Source organism: Serratia sp. MF1(2023) (assembly GCF_030954545.1).
In the GTDB taxonomy this organism is placed as follows: domain Bacteria; phylum Pseudomonadota; class Gammaproteobacteria; order Enterobacterales; family Enterobacteriaceae; genus Serratia; species Serratia sarumanii.
The window spans coordinates 53,954-70,595 of sequence record NZ_JAVHUX010000022.1; the positions used below are offsets into that span (position 1 = coordinate 53,954).

The 16,642-nt window shown below is 61.3% G+C and carries 17 protein-coding genes; 11 read left to right on the forward strand and 6 right to left on the reverse strand.

Going from position 1 to position 16,642, the window contains the following annotated elements; translation table 11 throughout:
* Positions 1 to 263 precede the first annotated feature (263 nt).
* Genes sapF through sapA form a run of 5 tightly spaced genes read right to left on the reverse strand, consistent with a single transcriptional unit; the run spans position 264 to position 5,558 of the window.
* Positions 264 to 1,076 (reverse strand): putrescine export ABC transporter ATP-binding protein SapF, encoded by an 813-nt coding sequence (sapF, locus tag REA38_RS13335; protein ID WP_033648455.1) that lies wholly within the window; start codon positions 1,074 to 1,076, stop codon positions 264 to 266.
* Between the two features lies 1 nt (position 1,077).
* Entirely contained in the window at positions 1,078 to 2,070 is a 993-nt protein-coding gene (gene sapD, locus REA38_RS13340) for a putrescine export ABC transporter ATP-binding protein SapD (RefSeq protein WP_004930587.1), read from the reverse strand.
* On the reverse strand, positions 2,070 to 2,960 hold the full coding sequence (sapC, locus tag REA38_RS13345; RefSeq protein WP_004930580.1) for a putrescine export ABC transporter permease SapC: 891 nt from the start codon (positions 2,958 to 2,960) through the stop codon (positions 2,070 to 2,072). Before sapC ends, sapD begins: the two co-directional genes overlap by 1 nt.
* Positions 2,947 to 3,912, reverse strand: a complete 966-nt coding sequence (gene sapB, locus REA38_RS13350; RefSeq protein WP_004930575.1) for a putrescine export ABC transporter permease SapB — start codon at positions 3,910 to 3,912, stop codon at positions 2,947 to 2,949. Before sapB ends, sapC begins: the two co-directional genes overlap by 14 nt.
* Positions 3,909 to 5,558 carry an ABC transporter substrate-binding protein SapA gene (gene sapA, locus REA38_RS13355; protein ID WP_033648454.1) on the reverse strand — a complete coding sequence of 550 codons (1,650 nt, stop codon included), beginning with the start codon at positions 5,556 to 5,558 and terminating at the stop codon, positions 3,909 to 3,911. Before sapA ends, sapB begins: the two co-directional genes overlap by 4 nt.
* 204 nt (positions 5,559 to 5,762) lie before the next feature.
* Here sapA and folE2 point away from each other — a divergent pair, with 204 nt between their 5' ends.
* From folE2 to REA38_RS13385, 5 genes are all read left to right on the forward strand, one after another.
* Positions 5,763 to 6,689: a GTP cyclohydrolase FolE2 gene (gene folE2 / locus REA38_RS13360; protein ID WP_033653048.1), complete on the forward strand. Its 927-nt coding sequence runs from the start codon at positions 5,763 to 5,765 to the stop codon at positions 6,687 to 6,689.
* Positions 6,679 to 7,239, forward strand: coding sequence for a carbonate dehydratase (locus REA38_RS13365; RefSeq protein ID WP_033634689.1), 561 nt, complete (start codon positions 6,679 to 6,681; stop codon positions 7,237 to 7,239). Before folE2 ends, REA38_RS13365 begins: the two co-directional genes overlap by 11 nt.
* Positions 7,240 to 7,249: 10 nt before the next feature.
* Positions 7,250 to 8,437 carry a zinc metallochaperone GTPase ZigA gene (gene zigA / locus REA38_RS13370; RefSeq protein WP_049234346.1) on the forward strand — a complete coding sequence of 396 codons (1,188 nt, stop codon included), beginning with the start codon at positions 7,250 to 7,252 and terminating at the stop codon, positions 8,435 to 8,437.
* A gap of 380 nt (positions 8,438 to 8,817) precedes the next feature.
* The gene (locus tag REA38_RS13375; protein ID WP_207795590.1) at positions 8,818 to 9,783 is read left to right on the forward strand and encodes an SDR family NAD(P)-dependent oxidoreductase; all 966 of its coding nucleotides are present in this window, start codon (positions 8,818 to 8,820) and stop codon (positions 9,781 to 9,783) included.
* 81 nt (positions 9,784 to 9,864) lie between these two features.
* Positions 9,865 to 10,944 (forward strand): MFS transporter, encoded by a 1,080-nt coding sequence (locus REA38_RS13385; protein ID WP_374213789.1) that lies wholly within the window; start codon positions 9,865 to 9,867, stop codon positions 10,942 to 10,944.
* 157 nt (positions 10,945 to 11,101) lie between these two features.
* On the opposite strand, the gene pspF is transcribed toward REA38_RS13385, so the two are convergent.
* A complete protein-coding gene (gene pspF, locus REA38_RS13390) occupies positions 11,102 to 12,109 on the reverse strand; it encodes a phage shock protein operon transcriptional activator (RefSeq protein ID WP_308886031.1) in 1,008 nt (335 codons plus the stop codon).
* A 184-nt stretch (positions 12,110 to 12,293) separates the two neighbouring features.
* On the opposite strand from pspF, the gene pspA reads away from it, so the two are divergent.
* From pspA to REA38_RS13420, 6 genes are all read left to right on the forward strand, one after another.
* Entirely contained in the window at positions 12,294 to 12,959 is a 666-nt protein-coding gene (gene pspA, locus REA38_RS13395) for a phage shock protein PspA (protein ID WP_033634686.1), read from the forward strand.
* 63 nt (positions 12,960 to 13,022) lie between these two features.
* A complete protein-coding gene (gene pspB, locus REA38_RS13400) occupies positions 13,023 to 13,250 on the forward strand; it encodes an envelope stress response membrane protein PspB (RefSeq protein ID WP_004930553.1) in 228 nt (75 codons plus the stop codon).
* Positions 13,250 to 13,609: an envelope stress response membrane protein PspC gene (pspC, locus tag REA38_RS13405; RefSeq protein ID WP_033643233.1), complete on the forward strand. Its 360-nt coding sequence runs from the start codon at positions 13,250 to 13,252 to the stop codon at positions 13,607 to 13,609. Before pspB ends, pspC begins: the two co-directional genes overlap by 1 nt.
* 97 nt (positions 13,610 to 13,706) lie before the next feature.
* Positions 13,707 to 13,973, forward strand: a complete 267-nt coding sequence (pspD, locus tag REA38_RS13410; RefSeq protein ID WP_031299672.1) for a phage shock protein PspD — start codon at positions 13,707 to 13,709, stop codon at positions 13,971 to 13,973.
* Entirely contained in the window at positions 13,954 to 15,351 is a 1,398-nt protein-coding gene (locus REA38_RS13415) for a YcjX family protein (RefSeq protein ID WP_197802100.1), read from the forward strand. The genes pspD and REA38_RS13415 overlap by 20 nt, the downstream gene beginning before the upstream one ends.
* Positions 15,348 to 16,409: a YcjF family protein gene (locus tag REA38_RS13420; protein ID WP_004930545.1), complete on the forward strand. Its 1,062-nt coding sequence runs from the start codon at positions 15,348 to 15,350 to the stop codon at positions 16,407 to 16,409. Before REA38_RS13415 ends, REA38_RS13420 begins: the two co-directional genes overlap by 4 nt.
* Positions 16,410 to 16,642 lie beyond the last annotated feature (233 nt).

Consider the following 16,642-nt stretch of genomic DNA (forward strand, 5'->3'; position numbering starts at 1 on the left):
CAGAAACTGCGAGAGGCGGCGATGGCGAAGGCTGTTCATCAGTGCGATATCCTGTCGTATGAGAGGCTCAACGTAGGGGATATCCTCACCGATCGCCCTGGCGAGATAAAATAATGTTACGGACTAATCAATAACTGAAAGGAATAAAATATAAGGATATATAACAAGAATGTAATTTGTATTTGCGTTTTCTGGCGTAGCGGCAGGCGCGTGCGGCAATAAAAAACCCGCCGCAGCGGGTTTATTGCAGGCCAGGACGGGGCTCAAAAACGGCCGCCGTCGCGCCGCCAGGCGTCGGCGGTCAGCGCCTCGCCGAAATGGCTGGCGATAAGGCGCTTGGTCAATTCGTGCAGCGGCGCCGCCAACACCTCGGCGGTGCTGCCGCGTTCGACGATTTCTCCTTCGTGCATCACCAACACCTGGTCGCTGATATGCTTCATCATGCCGAGGTGCTGAGTGACGTAGATATAGGAAATACCGTGTTTTTCCTGCAGTTCCAGCATCAGGTTGATGATTTGCGAGCGCATCGACATGTCCAGCGAGGCCAGCGCCTCATCGGCGACGATTACCTTCGGCTGCAGGATCAGCGCACGCGCCAATGCGACGCGCTGTTTCTGCCCGGAAGCCAGCATGTGCGGATAGTAGTAGGCGTGATCCGGCAGCATGCCGACCTGGCGCAGCGTCTGGTTGATGCGCTGCTCGCGTTCGGCGGGTTCCAGACTGGTGTTCAGCCGCAGCGGCGCGTCCAGCAGCTGGCCGATGCGCTGGCGCGGGTTGAGCGAGGTGCTCGGATCCTGAAAAATCATGCGAATGCGCTGGCTGCGATAGCGATAATCGCCGAATTCCAGCGGATGATCGTCGATTAGCAGTTCGCCGGCGGTCGGTTCCACCATGCCGGAGAGCATCTTCGCCAGCGTGGATTTGCCGGAGCCGTTCTCGCCGATCACCGCCAGCGTCTGGCCTTCGCGCAGGGTAAAGCTGACGGATTTCACCGCCTCGACGTGCTGACGGCGGAACAGCCCGGTGCGGTAGCGGTAGGTTTTGCTCAGGTTGCGCACTTCCAACAGCGTTTCCATGTTATTGCTCCTCCATGTTCAGCGGGAAGTGGCAGGCGAAGAAGTGGTTTTTGACCGGGCGCAGGCGCGGCGTTTCGATGCACTTCTTCTGCGCGTAAGGGCAGCGCGGCCCCAGACGGCAGCCGATCGGCAGGTGTTCCAGCGAAGGAATGGCGCCCGGCAGCGTGTTCAACCGGCTCTTGTGCGGCAGCGAGCGGCCAAAGTCCGGCATGGCGCGGATCAGCGCCTGGGTGTAAGGGTGGTGCGGTGCCGCCAGCAGCTCTTCGCACTGGGCGCTTTCCACCGTTTGCCCGCAGTACAGTACGTTCACCCGGTCGGCCCATTTACTCATCATCTGCAAATCATGGCTGATCAGCAGGATGGTGGTGTTGTTGTTCTGATTGAGGCGCGCCAACAGGCGGAAAATCTGCGCCTGGGTGGTCGGCTCCATGGCGTTGGTTGGCTCATCGGCGATCAGCAGGCGCGGCTGGTTGGCCAGCGCGATGGCGATCATCACTTTCTGACACTCGCCTTCGGTCAGCTCGTACGGGAAGCTGCCCATGATGTCGTCGTGATCCTTGATGCCGACGCGGTGTAGCAATTCGATGGCGCGGCGTTTGCGCCAGTTGAAGCGCTGCCACCAGTGGCCTTTATAAGTCCAGCCCGGGATCGCCTGCGCCAGCTGGCGGCCGATGCTCTCGGAAGGATCGAGACAGGACTGCGGCTCCTGGAAAATCATCGAGACGTTGTGGCCCACCAGCCTGCGCCGCTCGCGCGGGCTCAGTTGCAGCAGATCGATGTCGTCGAAGCGGAAACGGTCGGCGGTGACGCGCCAGTTGTCTTTGGTTACGCCGCAGATGGCCTTGGCGATCAGGCTCTTGCCGGAGCCCGATTCACCCACCAGGCCGCGCACCTCGCCCTCGGTCAGCGTCATGCTGACGCGATCGACCGCCTTGACCGGCCCTTCGGCGGTCATAAATTCAATCGTCAGATTACGGATATCGAGTAACGGCATTATTCCACCCCGGCATTGATTGCGCGGCGCATACCGTCGCCTAACAGGTTAACCAGCAGCACGCTGACGAGGATGGCCGCGCCGGGCAGCATCACCGTCCAGGGGGCGACGTACACCAGCTCGAGCGAATCGCCAAGCATCGCTCCCCATTCCGGCGAAGGCAGCTGCGCGCCGAGATCGAGGAAGCCGAGCGCGGCGATGTCCAAAATGGCCATCGACAACGCGCGGGTGAACTCGGTCACCAGCACCGCGGCGATGTTCGGCATGACGGCGTACCACAGGATCTGCAGCGTGGAAGCGCCGTCGAGCCGCGCCGCCACCACGTACTCTTTCTCCAGCTCGTCGTGCACCGCGCTGTAGATGGTGCGCACCATGCGCGGCAGCAAGGCGAGCCACACCGCCAGCATGGCGTGTTCAAGTTTGGGGCCGATAAACGCCACCACCACGATCGCCAGCAGCAGCGAGGGAATGGACAGCAGGGTATCAAGGATGTGGTTGAGCACCGCCGAGCGCAGCCCGTGAGTGACGCCGGCGAACACGCCGAGGATCACTCCGCAGAACGCCGCGGCCAGCGTCACCGCCAGCGCCGAGCCGAAGGTGGCGGCAGTGCCGGTCAACAGGCGGCTGAGGATGTCGCGCCCGAGATCGTCGGTGCCGAGAAAGAACGACACGTTGCCGTAGCGCGACCAGGAAGGCGGCAGCAGCTGATAGCCGAGGAATTGCTGATCCAGCGCGTAGGGCGCCAGCAGGCTGCCGAACAGCGACAGCAGCAGCAGGGCGATCACCCCGTAAAAACCGATCATCGCCAGCGCGTCGCCGTAAAAAATCCGCCAGGTGTAGCGCAGCGGGCTCGGCATTTTTTTCTCGCGGTATACGTTATCGAAGGGCATACCATTCCTTATGTTTCAGCGGGTTGGTTGCCGCACCCAGAATATCGGCCAGGACGTTAATGGTGATCACCAGCGTGCCGACCACCATGACGCCGGCGGAGATCGCCGCATAGTCCTGCTGGCGAATGGCGTTGATCAGCCAGCGGCCGAGGCCCGGCCAGCTGAACACCACTTCGGTGATCATCGCCAGCGTGAGCATGGTGGAGAACTGCAGCCCCAGCTTGGGCACGATCGGCGGCAGCGCGTTGTGCAACACGTGGCGGCGAATGATGGTGAAGCGCGACAGGCCGCGGGTGGCGGCGGCCTTGATGTAGTTTTGGCTCAGCACGTCGTCGGTGCTGATGCGCATCAGGCGCACCACTTCGGTGGTGGGCGCCACCGCCAGCGCGGCGATCGGTAGGATCATGTGGCGCAGGGCGCTGCCGATCATCTCGGCGCGGTACGGCGAGTCCGACAGCCAGGCGTCGATCAGCGCGAAACCGGTGATCGGCTTCACCTGATAGAGCAGGTCGAAACGGCCGGATACCGGCAGCCAGCCCAGATGCAGCGAGAAGAACAGCATCAGCAGCAGCGCCAGCCAGAACACCGGCATCGAAAAGCCCAGCAGCGCGAAGGTGCTGATGGCGGTGTCCTGCCACTTGCCGCGCAGCACGCCGGCGATGATGCCCAGCGGAATGCCGATAAACAGCGCCAGGGCGAAGGCCAGCAGGCACAGTTCCATGGTGGCCGGGAACACTTCACGCAGCTGTTCGCTGATCGCCTGGCCGTTGATGCTGGAGACGCCGAAGTCCCAGTGCAGCAGGCTGACGAAGTAGAACTGATAGGCGTCCAGCAGGGCGGCACCGTTCAGCGGCGCGCGCGGCGTGAAATAGCTCAGGCTGAAGCTGACCAGCGTCAGGAAGAACAGCGTGATCAGCAGCAGCAGAATGCGGCGCAGGGTAAAGATAATCACTTTTTCACCTCCGGCGCGGATTCACGGTACACCCCGGCGAACGAGGCGTTGCCGAACGGGCTCAGCACCAATCCCTTGATGTCGTAGCGGTAGGCCTGCAGCCGCAGGGAAGAGGCCAGCGGCAGCACCGGCAATTGCTGCTCGAGGATCTTCTGCGCCTTGCGGTAGTTGTCGATGCGCTGAGACAGCTGCTGCGACAGCAGCGCGTTCTGCAGCACCTCGTCGAAGCCCGGGTCACACCAGTGAGCATAGTTGGTTTGCGAACGGATTGCCGCGCAGCTCAGCAGCGGCCGGAAGAAGCTGTCCGGGTCGTTGCTGTCGGTGGCCCAGCCGGTCAGGGTCAGATCGTGGTTCATCTCCATCAGGCGCGCCTCCTGGAAGCGGCCTTCCACCGGCACAATGGTGACGTTGATGCCCACCTGGCCGAGATCGGCCTGGATCAGTTCGGCGGTCTTCAGCGGGCTCGGGTTGTAAGACTGCGAGGCGGTCGGCACCCACAGCTTCAGGTTCAGCTGGCCGACGCCGGCCTGCCGCAGCATTTCGCGCGATTTGGCCGGATCGTACTCGGTGACGTGCGCGTCGTTGTCGTAGGCCCAGGAGGCGCGAGGCAGGATCGAGGCGGCGGTTTCCGCCGTGCCGTAATAGATCGATTGCATCAACCGCTGGTTGTTGATCGCCAGCGAGATCGCCTGGCGCACGTTGAGGTTGTCGAGCGGCGGCTTGCGGGTGTTGAACGCCAGATAGGCGATGTTCATCCCCGGGCGCAGCGTCAGGCGCAGGCGCGGATCGTCGCGCAGGATAGACAGCTGGCTCGCCGCCGGATAGGCCAGCACGTCGCACTCGCCGGTCAGCAGTTTGGAGAGGCGGCCGGTGCCGCCGGCGCCCAGATCGATCACCACCTGCGGCATGCGCGGCAGGCCTTTCCAGTAGGCGGCGTTGCGCGCCAGGCGAATATATTGCCCCGAGCGGTATTCGTTGAGCAGGAACGGGCCACTGCCGACCGGTTCGCGGTCGATCAGCTCCTGATGGCCTTCGCGCGTCAGCGTGTCGGCGTACTCGGCGGACAGCACCGGCGCGTAGTGGGTCGCCAGGTGCCACAGGAACGAGGCGTCCGGCGACTGCAGGCGGATCTCCACCGTGTAGTCGTCGAGCTTTCTCACGCTCTGCACCGAATCGCCGAACTGCAGGCTGTCGAAATAGGGGTATTCGCCGCCGTTGACGTCGTGATAAGGGTGTTTTTGGTCAAATACGCGCGCGAAGCTGAACACCACGTCGTCGGCGTTCATCTTGCGGGTGGGCGTGAACCAGGCGGTGGTCTGGAACGGCACGTCCTTGCGCAGATGGAAGCGGTAGGTGGCGCCGTTGTCCAACACTTCCCAGCTTTGCGCCAACTCGGGGATCAGCCGGTAGGTGTAGGGATCGACATCCAGCAGGCGATCGTACAGCTGGGCGGCCAGGGTATCCACCGTCAGGCCGCTGCTGGCCATTTGAGGGTTGAAGGTATTCAGTATGCCGCTGACGCAATAGACAAAGCCGCTCTGGCGAATGTCCGGCAGCGGCGCCGCGGCGGGCGCGGGCGGTGTTGTTGTGGCCAGGGCGGAGCCGGTAAAGCACAACGACACTATCCAAAGGGGTAAACCACGCATAGAGGCTCATGGGTTAATCAGCAATAGCGTTAGTGTATCGCACTCTGACCGGCAGCCCAATCCATTGAGCAAAATCACTGAGTTTTCTGCGACTTGATTAATCAGGTCGTTCGCGATCGTGAAAAAAATCTTATTTGATATGTTATAACATAACAAAATCATGATACCGTTCCCCGGCAAAGTCACAATAACGCAAGGGGATGTATGAACGAAGTTGCACTTCCACCACGCCGTTCGCTGCCGGACGCTCAGGCATGGCGCGGCGAAATGAGTGATGTCGGGCTCGATTGGGTCGGGATGCAAGGGATCGCGCTGCCGCTGGAGCTGGCCGGCAAGCCACTGATGGCCAAGGTCGACGCCGGCATCAACCTGCGCGCCGAAGCGGCGGGCGAACGCGGCATTCACATGTCGCGGCTGTATCTGGCGCTGGACGAATTGACGCAGGGCGAGCTGACGCCGCAGCGCCTCGGCCGAACGCTGCAGGCCTTTCTGGATTCGCAGCCGGAACACAGCGATCGCGCCAGCCTGACGCTCAGCGGCGAGCTGCTGCTGTCGCGCCCGGCGTTGCTGTCGCCGCAGCGCGGCTGGAAGGCTTACCCGCTGCGCATCGAGGCCACCCTGACGGACAGGCTGACGCTGGCGCTGACCGTCGGCGTACCTTACTCCTCCACCTGTCCGAGTTCGGCGGCGCTCAGCCGCCAGCTGGCGCAGCAACAGTTTCAGTTTGATTTTGAACAGGCGGCGGAGCGGATCAGCCAACGGCAGGTGAGCGAGTGGCTGTTGGAGCAGGGAATGCCGGCCACCCCTCACAGCCAGCGCAGCTGGGCCTGGGTCACCGTGACGCCCGAGAATGAACGGGCGTTCGAACCGGTGAAATTGATCGACCGCATCGAACACGCGCTGGGCACGCCGGTACAAACGCTGGTGAAACGCCGCGACGAGCAGGCCTTCGCGCTGGCCAACGGTCAGAACCTGATGTTTTGCGAAGATGCGGCGCGCCGTCTGTATCGCATGCTGCGCAGCCAGTGCGATTACCGCGCCTTCTCGCTGCGCGTCGAGCATCAGGAGAGCCTGCATGCCCACAATGCGGTGGCGGAGCTGAGCTGGCGGGGAGAAAATCATGCTGCGTAAAAATCCCAGCGGCCACCTGCCGCAGGTCTCGCCGCTGGCCTACATCGATCCCACCGCCATTATCTGCGGCCGGGTGATCGTCGAAGATTTCGTTTACGTCGGCCCGTATGCGGTGATCCGCGCCGACGAGTTGAACGCCGCCGGCGACATGGAACCGATCGTCATCGGCTCGCACTCCAATATTCAGGACGGCGTGGTGATCCACTCCAAGAGCGGGGCGGCGGTCATCATTGGCCGTTACAGCTCGATCGCCCACCGCGCCATTGTCCACGGCCCATGTCGCATCGACGATCGGGTGTTTATCGGTTTCAACAGCGTGCTGTTCAACTGCCACATCCAGTCCGGCTGCGTGGTGCGTTACAACGCGGTGGTGGACGGCGTGACGCTGCCGGAAAACCGCTATATCCCCTCGACCGAGCGCGTAGGGCCGGACAGCGACCTGTCGCGCTATCGCCAGGTCGATCGCGGCGCGCTGCAGTTTTCGGAAGAAGTGGCCGCCACCAACGTCGAGCTGGTGCGCGGCTATCAGGCATTACGCAATGAATTTTAATGAGGCTCCCATGAAACAACTTCCTGTGACCGTGCTTTCCGGCTTTCTCGGCGCCGGCAAGACCACGGTGCTGAACCACATCCTGAACAACCGGCAGGGCATGCGCGTGGCGGTGATCGTCAACGACATGAGCGAAGTGAACATCGACGCCGCGCTGGTGGAAAATGCGGTGCATCTCGATCGCCAGGAAGAGAAGCTGGTAGAGATGAGCAACGGCTGCATTTGCTGCACGCTGCGCGAAGACCTGCTGGTATCGGTGCGCGAGCTGGCGCAGGACGGGCGCTTCGATTATCTGTTGATCGAATCGAGCGGCATCTCCGAGCCGCTGCCGGTGGCGGAAACCTTTACCTTCGAGGATGAACAAGGGGAAAGCCTGTCGCAGTTCGCCCGGCTGGATACTCTGGTGACGGTGGTCGACGGGGTGAATTTCATCCAGCAGTACCAGCAGGCGCAAAGCCTGCAGGAGGCCGGCCAAAGCCTGGGCGAGGACGATCTGCGCAGCGTGGCGGATCTGCTGATTGAGCAAATTGAATTTTGCGACGTGATGCTGGTCAGCAAGACCGATCTGTTGACGCCAGCCCAGCAGGGCGAAGTGATGGCGCTGCTGGCCAGCCTGAACCCCGATGCCCGCATTGTGCCGATCGCGCCGGGTAAGCTGCCGCTGGAGGCGGTGCTGAATACCGGCAGCTTCAGCTTTGAAAAGGCGCAGCAGGCGCCCGGCTGGCTGAAAGAGCTGCGCGGCGAACACGTGCCGGAAACGGAAAACTACGGCATCAGCAGCTTCGTCTATCAGGCGCGGCGGCCGTTTGCGCCTGACAAGTTTTACCGCGTGATCAACGGCGACTGGGGCGGCGGCAAGCTGCTGCGCTCGAAAGGCTTTTTCTGGCTGGCGACGCGGCCGCGGCAGGCCGGGCAGTGGAGCCAGGCAGGGGGCATCGCCCACTACGGCCTCGCGGGCACCTTTTGGCGCGCCATCCCGCAAAAGAACTGGCCGCAGGATCCCGAAGCGCGGGCGCACATTCAGGAAAAATGGGTGGAGCCGTTCGGCGACATGCGCCAGGAGCTGGTGTTTATCGGCCAGCATCTGCAGCAGGCGACGATCGTGCGTTTGCTGGACGAATGCCTGCTGAGCGACGATGAAATGGCCGCCGGCGTGGACTACTGGCTGGACATGGCTGACCCGTTCCCTGAGTGGTAATTGCGCAATCTTCGTGTGGAAATGAGAAAAATTCTCAACAAAGTGCTTTACAGACGATACTGATAACTATTATCATCGCCTGGCAGTTCACGGAAGGCCACAGTTTGCGGCTCTGATGTGGAAGGCACGACATTGCTCACATTGCTTCCAGTGTTTTTTAAGCCAGCTCGGGTGCTGGCTTTTTTTTTACCTGTCTAAGACCGGAAATCTCGCTTGGCGAGCCGCCATGATCCACTTCTCTTCTCTTTGCGCCGCGTAACCTGGACGATCTCGACAGAAGTTCGGGGTTTCATGCATTCACAGTCACGTGACGGAATTTCATACTTCTTCTCATCGACGCGCTGGCTGCGTTTGGCCGGTCACTGTTAACCGTGAGGAGAATGCCTGTGATTACCCAACAAACCCCCATCAAGTCAGGATTTGGGCCCAAAACGACCGCCGACGAGGTGCTCGCAGGCCTGGATCTGTCAGGCTCGCAGGCCATCGTCACCGGTGGTCATTCAGGTCTCGGTCTGGAGACGACGCTGGCGCTGGCCGGTGCCGGCGCACGTGTCATCGTTGCTTGCCGGGCACCGGCGGCAGCCAAAGAGGTGTTAGGACAGAGCGCCGGCGTCGAGATCGCCGAACTCGATCTCGCCGATTTGAACAGCGTGCGCCGCTTCGCCGCTGACTTTTCCGCATCGAGCCTACGGGCGGATATTGTCATCAACAACGCCGGAGTGATGGCATGCCCGGAGGCGCGGGTGGGGCAAGGTTGGGAAAGACAGTTCGCCACCAACCACCTCGGCCACTATGCGCTGACCAACTTGCTGTGGCCGGCCATTGCCGATGGAGGGCGGGTGGTCACCGTCTCCTCCGCCGGGCATCACCATTCGGCGATCCGTTGGGAAGATGTGCAGTTCGAACGCGGTTACGACAAGTGGCTGGCGTACGGTCAGTCGAAGACGGCGAATGCCCTGTTCGCCGTCAGGTTGGATCTTCTGGGCCGCTCGCGGGGGATCCGCGCATTTAGCCTTCACCCTGGCAGTATCGCCACGCCGCTGCAGCGGCACATATCGAGAGCAGAGATGATAGCCCTGGGCTGGATGGACGAAGACGGCAATCCGGCCGATCCCGACGCTCTTAAAACGCCTCAGCAGGGGGCCGCTACTCAGGTGTGGGCCGCCACTTCACCGCAATTGCAAGGTTTGGGGGGGCTTTACTGCGAGGATGGCGATATTGCCGGCATCGCCGCGCACGACAGCCAGGCGCTGGTCGGCGTGAAGGAATACGCGATCGACCCGGAACAGGCGCAGCGTTTGTGGGCGCTTTCGGCATCGCTGACCGGCATTGATGCTTTCGCCTGACCAGGCCGCTAATCGGATAAGGGGGCGACCATGATGTCGATGATGAAAGAAAAAAACTTGGCGATATCCAGCATGTTTTTCATGTTGGGGTTGTGTTTCGGCAGTTTGAGCTCAAGGATGGCGACGATCAAGGGAGGGCTCGCGTTGTCTGACGGCGTATTCGGCAGCGTACTGTTCGCCATGTCGGCCGGGGTGGTCTTGTCGCTGCCGATATCGGGATGGGCGATCGCCAAACTCGGCAGCAGGATGGTCGGCGTCGCGGCCATTCTGATCAACGCCATGCTTTTGCTTCTGGTGCCCTTTGCCGCGACGGTCCCTCAATTGGCGGCGTTGCTGTTTTTCTCCGGGTTCGCTTACAGCGCGGTCAATGTCTCTAACAACATGCAGGCCAGTATCGCCGAGGCGGTCAGCGGTAAAACGCGGCTGCCGTTCTTTCACGGTATATGGGGCGTGGCCGGGTTCGTCGGCGCAGGGATCGGGGCGCTAATGATCGGTCGGGATGTCGCCTTGCTGCTGCACTTTACTGGCATAGCGGCGGTGGCTCTGGTGTCCGCCTTGCTGTGTCGGCGGGCATTGTTCGACAAACCGGAGTTGGAACAGACCGGGCGCGCTTTCGCCATCCCGGACCGCTCGCTGTTCAACTATGGCCTGATCGTTTTCTGCTCGATGGCTTGTGAGGGCATCATGTATGACTGGAGCGTCGTTTATTTTCAGAATGTCGTCTCGGTCGATCGAAAATACATCGGCCTGGGTTTTACGGTATTTATGGCGGCCATGACGATCGGTCGGCTCATGTTGAACCGGTTCGTTGATCGGATCGGAGTGAGAAGAACGTTGCAGTGGGGCGGAATGCTGGCGTTCACCGGCATGACGCTAACGACCTGGTTGCCGGGGTTGGTGACATCGATAATCGGTTTTTTCCTGGTTGGGCTTGGCATTTGCGTCATTATTCCGCTGGTTGCGGGGGCGGCCGCAAGGTCTTCTTCCATGGCGCCAAGCGCCGCCATCGCGGCGGTGTTGACCATCGGCTTTCTGGGCACGCTGATCGGGCCGCCGTTAATCGGGTTCTTATCCGAAACTGTCGGTCTGCGCTATGCCTTTCTGGTCTGCGTCGCGTTGTCGCTCGGCGTCATTTATCGGGCAGGGAAAATACCGCAGTGATCTTGCAAGAAGGTGATTCATCGGCGGGAAAATCCCGCGCAGTGAAGTGACCGTCGGGAAAGGCCGACATCTCCAGGCGGCCGTCCTCAGGCCACATCTCCCAACCTGGGGCTAATAGCTGACGGCCGGGAAAGACCGGCACCCAATCCCTGCGTTACTAATCCTCGTCTTGCTCGCCGTTTTGCAGCAGCGCATGTTTTTTCAGCATGCCGCGCAGCTGATGATAGGTGAGCCCCAGCAGCTGCGCCGCCTTGCGCTGATTGAAACGCCCCTGCTGCAGCGCCGCTTCGATCAATACCTTCTCCTGCTCCAGCTGCCAGTTTTTCAAATCCAGCGGCAGCGCCGGTAACGCGCCGGCGCCTTCAGGGGCGGGGGCGACCGGCGCCGCCTCACGCGGCGCAAACGGGTTGATGATGATTTCGTCCAGCGGGCTGTCGCTGTGGCCGTGACGATAGACCGAACGTTCGACCACGTTTTTCAGTTCACGCACGTTGCCCGGCCAGCCATATTCGAGCAACGTTTGCCTGGCGCGTTCGGTAAAGCCGGGAAACAGCGGCAGCGCCAGTTCGCGGCACATTTGAATGGCGAAATGCTCGGCCAGCAGCATGATATCGGGCCGACGTTGGCGCAGCGGCGGCAGCTGCACCACGTCGAACGCCAGCCGATCCAGCAGATCGGCGCGGAATTTGCCCGCCGCCGCCAGCGCCGGCAGATCGTCGTTGGTGGCGCACACCAGGCGCACATCCACCCGCAGCGGCTGGCTGCCGCCCACGCGCTCCAACTGGCCGTATTCGATCACCCGCAGCAGCTTCTCCTGCACCAGCATTGGCGCGGTCGCCAGCTCATCGAGAAACAGCGTGCCGCCATCGGCGCGCTCGAAGCGCCCCAGATGGCGTTTCTGCGCGCCGGTAAAGGCGCCGGCCTCGTGGCCGAACAGTTCGGAATCCAGCAGGTTTTCATTCAGCGCCGCGCAGTTGAGCGAGATGAACGGCCCTTGCCAGCGGTTGGAAAGGTAGTGCAGGCGGTGGGCGATCAGCTCCTTGCCGGTGCCGCGCTCGCCGATCACCAGCACCGGTTTGTTCAGCTTTGCCACCTGGGAGACTTGCTCCAATACGTCGACAAAGGCGTTTGCCTCGCCCAACAAATTCTCTGGCTGCTCGTTCATGATGAAATTCGCCAATGTTTGGTGAAAATAATCACTCTACAGCAAGCGCGCAGAGAGTCAAAAAATATTATCCATTATTTATCAATGATATAAAAGTTGGCACGGGTTTTGATTATATCTTCGGGCAAGCTGTACGACTTAACGCGGCGCTTCAGACGCCATCAGAACCAAGAGGAAGTGAATTATGGGTATTTTTTCTCGTTTTGCCGACATCGTGAACGCCAACATCAACACCCTGCTGGACAAGGCGGAAGATCCGCAGAAGCTGGTGCGGTTGATGATCCAAGAGATGGAAGACACGCTGGTTGAAGTTCGCTCTACGTCGGCGCGTGCGCTGGCGGAGAAAAAGCAGCTGCTGCGTCGCATCGAGCAGGGCGAAAGCCAGGTAGGCGACTGGCAGGAAAAAGCCGAACTGGCGCTGCGCAAAGATAAAGAAGATTTGGCCCGTGCGGCGCTGATCGAAAAACAAAAGGTGGCCGATCTGATCGCCACGCTGACGCAAGAAGTGGCGACCGTAGAAGAAACGCTGGCGCGCATGAAGAGCGAAATCGGCGAGCTGGAAAACAAGCTGACCGAAACCCGTGCGCGGCAGCAGGCGTTGGCGCTGCGTCATCAGGCCGCGTCTTCCTCCCGTGAAGTGCGCCGCCAGCTCGACAGCGGCAAGCTGGATGAAGCGATGGCGCGTTTCGAACAGTTCGAGCGCCGCATCGACCACATGGAAGCCGAGGCGGAAAGCATCAGCATCGGTAAAAAGAAGTCGCTGGACCAAGAGTTTGCCGAGCTGAAAGCTGACGACGCCATCAGTGAGCAGCTGGCGGCGCTGAAAGCCAAGATGAACCGCTCAGAGTAAGGCGAACCGCGGCCACACGTCGGAGGTGGCCGCCTATCCAGGACCCGATAAGAAGGAATAACAATGAGTGCTTTATTACTTGCCATTCCGCTGACAATTTTCGTGCTGTTTGTCGCGCCGATTTGGCTTTGGCTGCATTACAGCAATCGGCAACAGACCGGCATCCAGCTGAGTCAGCAAGAAATGCAGCGCCTGGCGCAGCTGGCGGAAGACGCCAAACGCATGCGTGAACGCATTCAGGCGCTGGAAGAGATCCTTGATGCGGAACACCCGAACTGGAGACAGTCCTGATGAGCATGACGCTGGGCAGTAAAAAGCTTTATCGCGTTCCCGAAGAAGGCATGGTGAAAGGCGTCTGCGCCGGGTTGGCCCACTATTTCGACGTGCCGGTGCGCCTGATCCGCGTGATGGTGGTGCTGTCGCTGTTCTTCGGGCTGTTTTTCTTCACGCTGGTGGCCTATATCGCGCTGGTGTTCGTGTTGGACGAAGCGCCGGCCAGCCGTTTCGAAGGCGAGCATCAGAAGACGCCGCGCCAGCTGCTCGATCAGCTGGAATATGAGTTGGGCAGCGGCGAGCAGCAGCTGCGTCAGGTCGAGCGCTACGTAACGTCCGATACCTTCGGCGTGCAGAGCCGTTTCCGCAAGCTGTAACCCTTCTTGCGATGCCCGGCCTGCGCAGGCCGGGCATCTTCGCCGCCGTTATCCCGTTGAATGTGAAATTAATCGTCTTGTGCCGGAGGGCATTGTCATGAATAAAATCGATGTTGCGAACACCGCCAGAACGGGTGGATTTAAACGAGGAGCGGCGGCAATGTTGAAGACATTGGCTAAAGTCATCATCATAGCGTTATTGAACTATGGCCCGGCGGGCGCCGCCGGCTGGCTGTTGAAGACCGTCGGCCGCAAACCGGTGCGCTTCGTGCTGGCGCTGGTGCTGGAACCGCTGTTCCGTAAAGGCCTGAACAAGGCATTCGGGCGTTACGTCAAGGAGAGCAATGAAACGACTGCAAAATGAGTTAACCTCGCTGGTCAACCGCGGAATGGATCGCCATCTGCGCCTGGCGGTGACCGGCCTGAGCCGCAGCGGCAAAACCGCCTTTATCACCGCCTTCGTCAACCAACTGCTGCATGTGCACAGCGGCGCGCGCATGCCGCTGTTTTCACCGGCGCGCGAAGAGCGCCTGCTGGGCGTCAAACGCATTCCGCAGCGCGATCTCGGCATCCAGCGTTTCACCTATGACGAAGGGCTGGCGCAGCTGTACGGCACGCCGCCGGCCTGGCCGACGCCGACGCGCGGCGTCAGCGAAATTCGTCTGGCGCTGCGCTACCGCTCCAACGACTCGCTGCTGCGCCACTTCAAAGACACCTCCACGCTGTATCTGGAGATCGTCGATTATCCCGGTGAATGGTTGCTGGATCTGCCGATGCTCGAGCAGGATTACCTGGCCTGGTCGCGCCAGATGGCCGGGCTGCTGCAGGGCGAACGCGCAGAATGGGCCAAACCCTGGCTTGAGCTGTGCAAAGCCTGCGATCCGCTGGCCCCGGCCGACGAAAACCGCCTGGCGGCGATCGCCCAGGCCTACACCGATTATCTGCTGCGCTGCAAAAGGGAAGGGCTGCACTTCATTCAGCCGGGGCGTTTCGTGCTGCCGGGCGACATGGCCGGCGCGCCGGCGCTGCAGTTTTTCCCGTGGCCCGACGTGGCCGCGTTCGGCGAATCGAAGCTGGCGCAGGCCGACAAACACACCAACATCGGCATGTTGCGCGCTCGCTTCAACTACTATTGCCAGTCGATCGTCAAAAACTTCTACAAAGAACATTTCGTCCGTTTCGATCGGCAAATCGTGCTGGTCGACTGCCTGCAGCCGCTCAACAGCGGCCCGCAGGCGTTCAACGACATGCGTCTGGCGCTGACCCAACTGATGCAGAGCTTCCATTACGGCAAGCGCACGCTGTTTCGCCGCTTATTTTCGCCGACCATCGACAAACTGATGTTTGCCGCCACCAAGGCGGATCATATCACCGCCGATCAGCACGCCAATCTGGTGTCGTTGCTGCAACAGCTGGTGCAGGAGGCGTGGCAGAATGCGGCGTTCGAGGGCATCAGCATGGATTGCGTCGGCCTGGCCTCGGTGCAGGCGACCGAGAGCGGCATCGTCGATCATCAGGGGCAACGCATTCCGGCGCTGAAGGGCAACCGCCTCGGTGACGGCGCGCCGCTGACGGTGTTCCCCGGCGAAGTGCCCGCGCGCCTGCCGGGGCCGGCGTTCTGGCAGAGCCAGGGGTTCCACTTCGATGAATTTCGTCCACGCGCCATGAGCGTGGACAGTCCGTTGCCGCACATCCGTCTGGATGCGGTGATGGAGTTTTTATTGGGAGACAAATTGCGATGAGCGAGCCGATCAAACCGCGTATCGATTTTGACGAGCCGCTGCAGCCGCCGCAGGAGCCGGCGTTGCGCGCCGGCGTCGCGTTCGATGCCGAACAGGCGGAAAGCTTTTTCCCGGCGGCGCCGGAGCTGCAGCAGGAAGAGGAAGAAGGGCGCGCCGAAGGCATCATTAACGCCGCGCTGAAACCGAAACGCAGCCTGTGGCGCAAAATGGTCACCGCCGGCCTGGCGCTGTTCGGCGTCAGCGTGGTGGCACAGGGCGTGCAGTGGGTGCATACCGCCTGGGTGCAGCAGGACTGGATCGCCATGGGCGGCGGCGTGGCCGGCGGCCTGATCGTGTTCGCCGGCGTCGGTTCGGTGGTCACCGAGTGGCGGCGTTTGTATCGGCTGCGTCAGCGCGCGGAAGAGCGCGACGTGGCGCGCGAGCTGTTGCACAGTCACGGGCTGGGCCAGGGGCGCGAATTCTGCGAGAAGCTGGCGCGTCAGGCCGGGCTGGATCAGGGGCATCCGGCGCTGCAGCGCTGGCAGGCCTCGCTGCATGAAACGCAAAACGATCGTGAAGTGGTGGAGCTGTACGCCAAACTGGTGCAGCCGGTGCTCGACAACCAGGCGCGGCGCGAAATCAGCCGCTCCGCCGCCGAATCGACGCTGATGATCGCCGTCAGCCCGTTGGCGCTGGTGGATATGGCGTTTATCGCCTGGCGCAACATCCGTTTGATCAACCGTATCGCCGCGCTATACGGCATCGAGCTGGGCTACTTCAGCCGCATTCGTCTGTTCCGGCTGGTGCTGTTGAACATCGCCTTCGCCGGTGCTTCCGAACTGGTGCGTGAAGTGGGCATGGACTGGATGTCGCAGGATCTGGCAGCGCGGCTGTCGGCGCGCGCGGCGCAGGGCATCGGCGCCGGCTTGCTGACCGCGCGGCTGGGCATCAAGGCGATGGAACTGTGCCGCCCGCTGCCGTGGCTGGAAGGGGAAAAGCCGAAGCTTGGCGATTTCCGCAGCCAGCTGATCGGCCAGTTGAAAGACACGCTGAAAAAGAGCGACGGCAAGGCCAAATAATCCCGCACGGCGCTCTCAGGAGCGCCGCTTTCTCAACGGCGCCGACGCCGGACGTAATCGAGACTTGACGACAGTCGATCCCCCTGCGAGGGCGTGATAAATCTCTGCAAAATTAATTCTGGTTGTGATAACTCTCTGTTTGTAGTCTAAAATGACGCCGATGCTGTTATTCGCTTGCGTTTAAAATCAGCAACCACGGCAATAAATCAGAGTTCTGTCAACTTTTGCTGACA

What these genes read in the sequence shown, in the direction of transcription:
- zigA (WP_049234346.1), top strand. Translation starts at nt 7,250, where the DNA reads ATGAAACAACTTCCTGTGACCGTGCTTTCCGGCTTTCTCGGCGCCGGC.
- sapF (WP_033648455.1), bottom strand. Translation starts at nt 1,076, where the DNA reads ATGGAAACGCTGTTGGAAGTGCGCAACCTGAGCAAAACCTACCGCTAC.
- pspC (WP_033643233.1), top strand. Translation starts at nt 13,250, where the DNA reads ATGAGCATGACGCTGGGCAGTAAAAAGCTTTATCGCGTTCCCGAAGAA.
- REA38_RS13420 (WP_004930545.1), top strand. Translation starts at nt 15,348, where the DNA reads ATGAGCGAGCCGATCAAACCGCGTATCGATTTTGACGAGCCGCTGCAG.
- sapA (WP_033648454.1), bottom strand. Translation starts at nt 5,558, where the DNA reads ATGCGTGGTTTACCCCTTTGGATAGTGTCGTTGTGCTTTACCGGCTCC.
- sapD (WP_004930587.1), bottom strand. Translation starts at nt 2,070, where the DNA reads ATGCCGTTACTCGATATCCGTAATCTGACGATTGAATTTATGACCGCC.
- pspB (WP_004930553.1), top strand. Translation starts at nt 13,023, where the DNA reads ATGAGTGCTTTATTACTTGCCATTCCGCTGACAATTTTCGTGCTGTTT.
- REA38_RS13415 (WP_197802100.1), top strand. Translation starts at nt 13,954, where the DNA reads ATGAAACGACTGCAAAATGAGTTAACCTCGCTGGTCAACCGCGGAATG.
- pspA (WP_033634686.1), top strand. Translation starts at nt 12,294, where the DNA reads ATGGGTATTTTTTCTCGTTTTGCCGACATCGTGAACGCCAACATCAAC.
- REA38_RS13375 (WP_207795590.1), top strand. Translation starts at nt 8,818, where the DNA reads ATGCCTGTGATTACCCAACAAACCCCCATCAAGTCAGGATTTGGGCCC.
- pspF (WP_308886031.1), bottom strand. Translation starts at nt 12,109, where the DNA reads ATGAACGAGCAGCCAGAGAATTTGTTGGGCGAGGCAAACGCCTTTGTC.
- REA38_RS13385 (WP_374213789.1), top strand. Translation starts at nt 9,865, where the DNA reads ATGTTGGGGTTGTGTTTCGGCAGTTTGAGCTCAAGGATGGCGACGATC.
- folE2 (WP_033653048.1), top strand. Translation starts at nt 5,763, where the DNA reads ATGAACGAAGTTGCACTTCCACCACGCCGTTCGCTGCCGGACGCTCAG.
- pspD (WP_031299672.1), top strand. Translation starts at nt 13,707, where the DNA reads ATGAATAAAATCGATGTTGCGAACACCGCCAGAACGGGTGGATTTAAA.
- sapC (WP_004930580.1), bottom strand. Translation starts at nt 2,960, where the DNA reads ATGCCCTTCGATAACGTATACCGCGAGAAAAAAATGCCGAGCCCGCTG.
- REA38_RS13365 (WP_033634689.1), top strand. Translation starts at nt 6,679, where the DNA reads ATGCTGCGTAAAAATCCCAGCGGCCACCTGCCGCAGGTCTCGCCGCTG.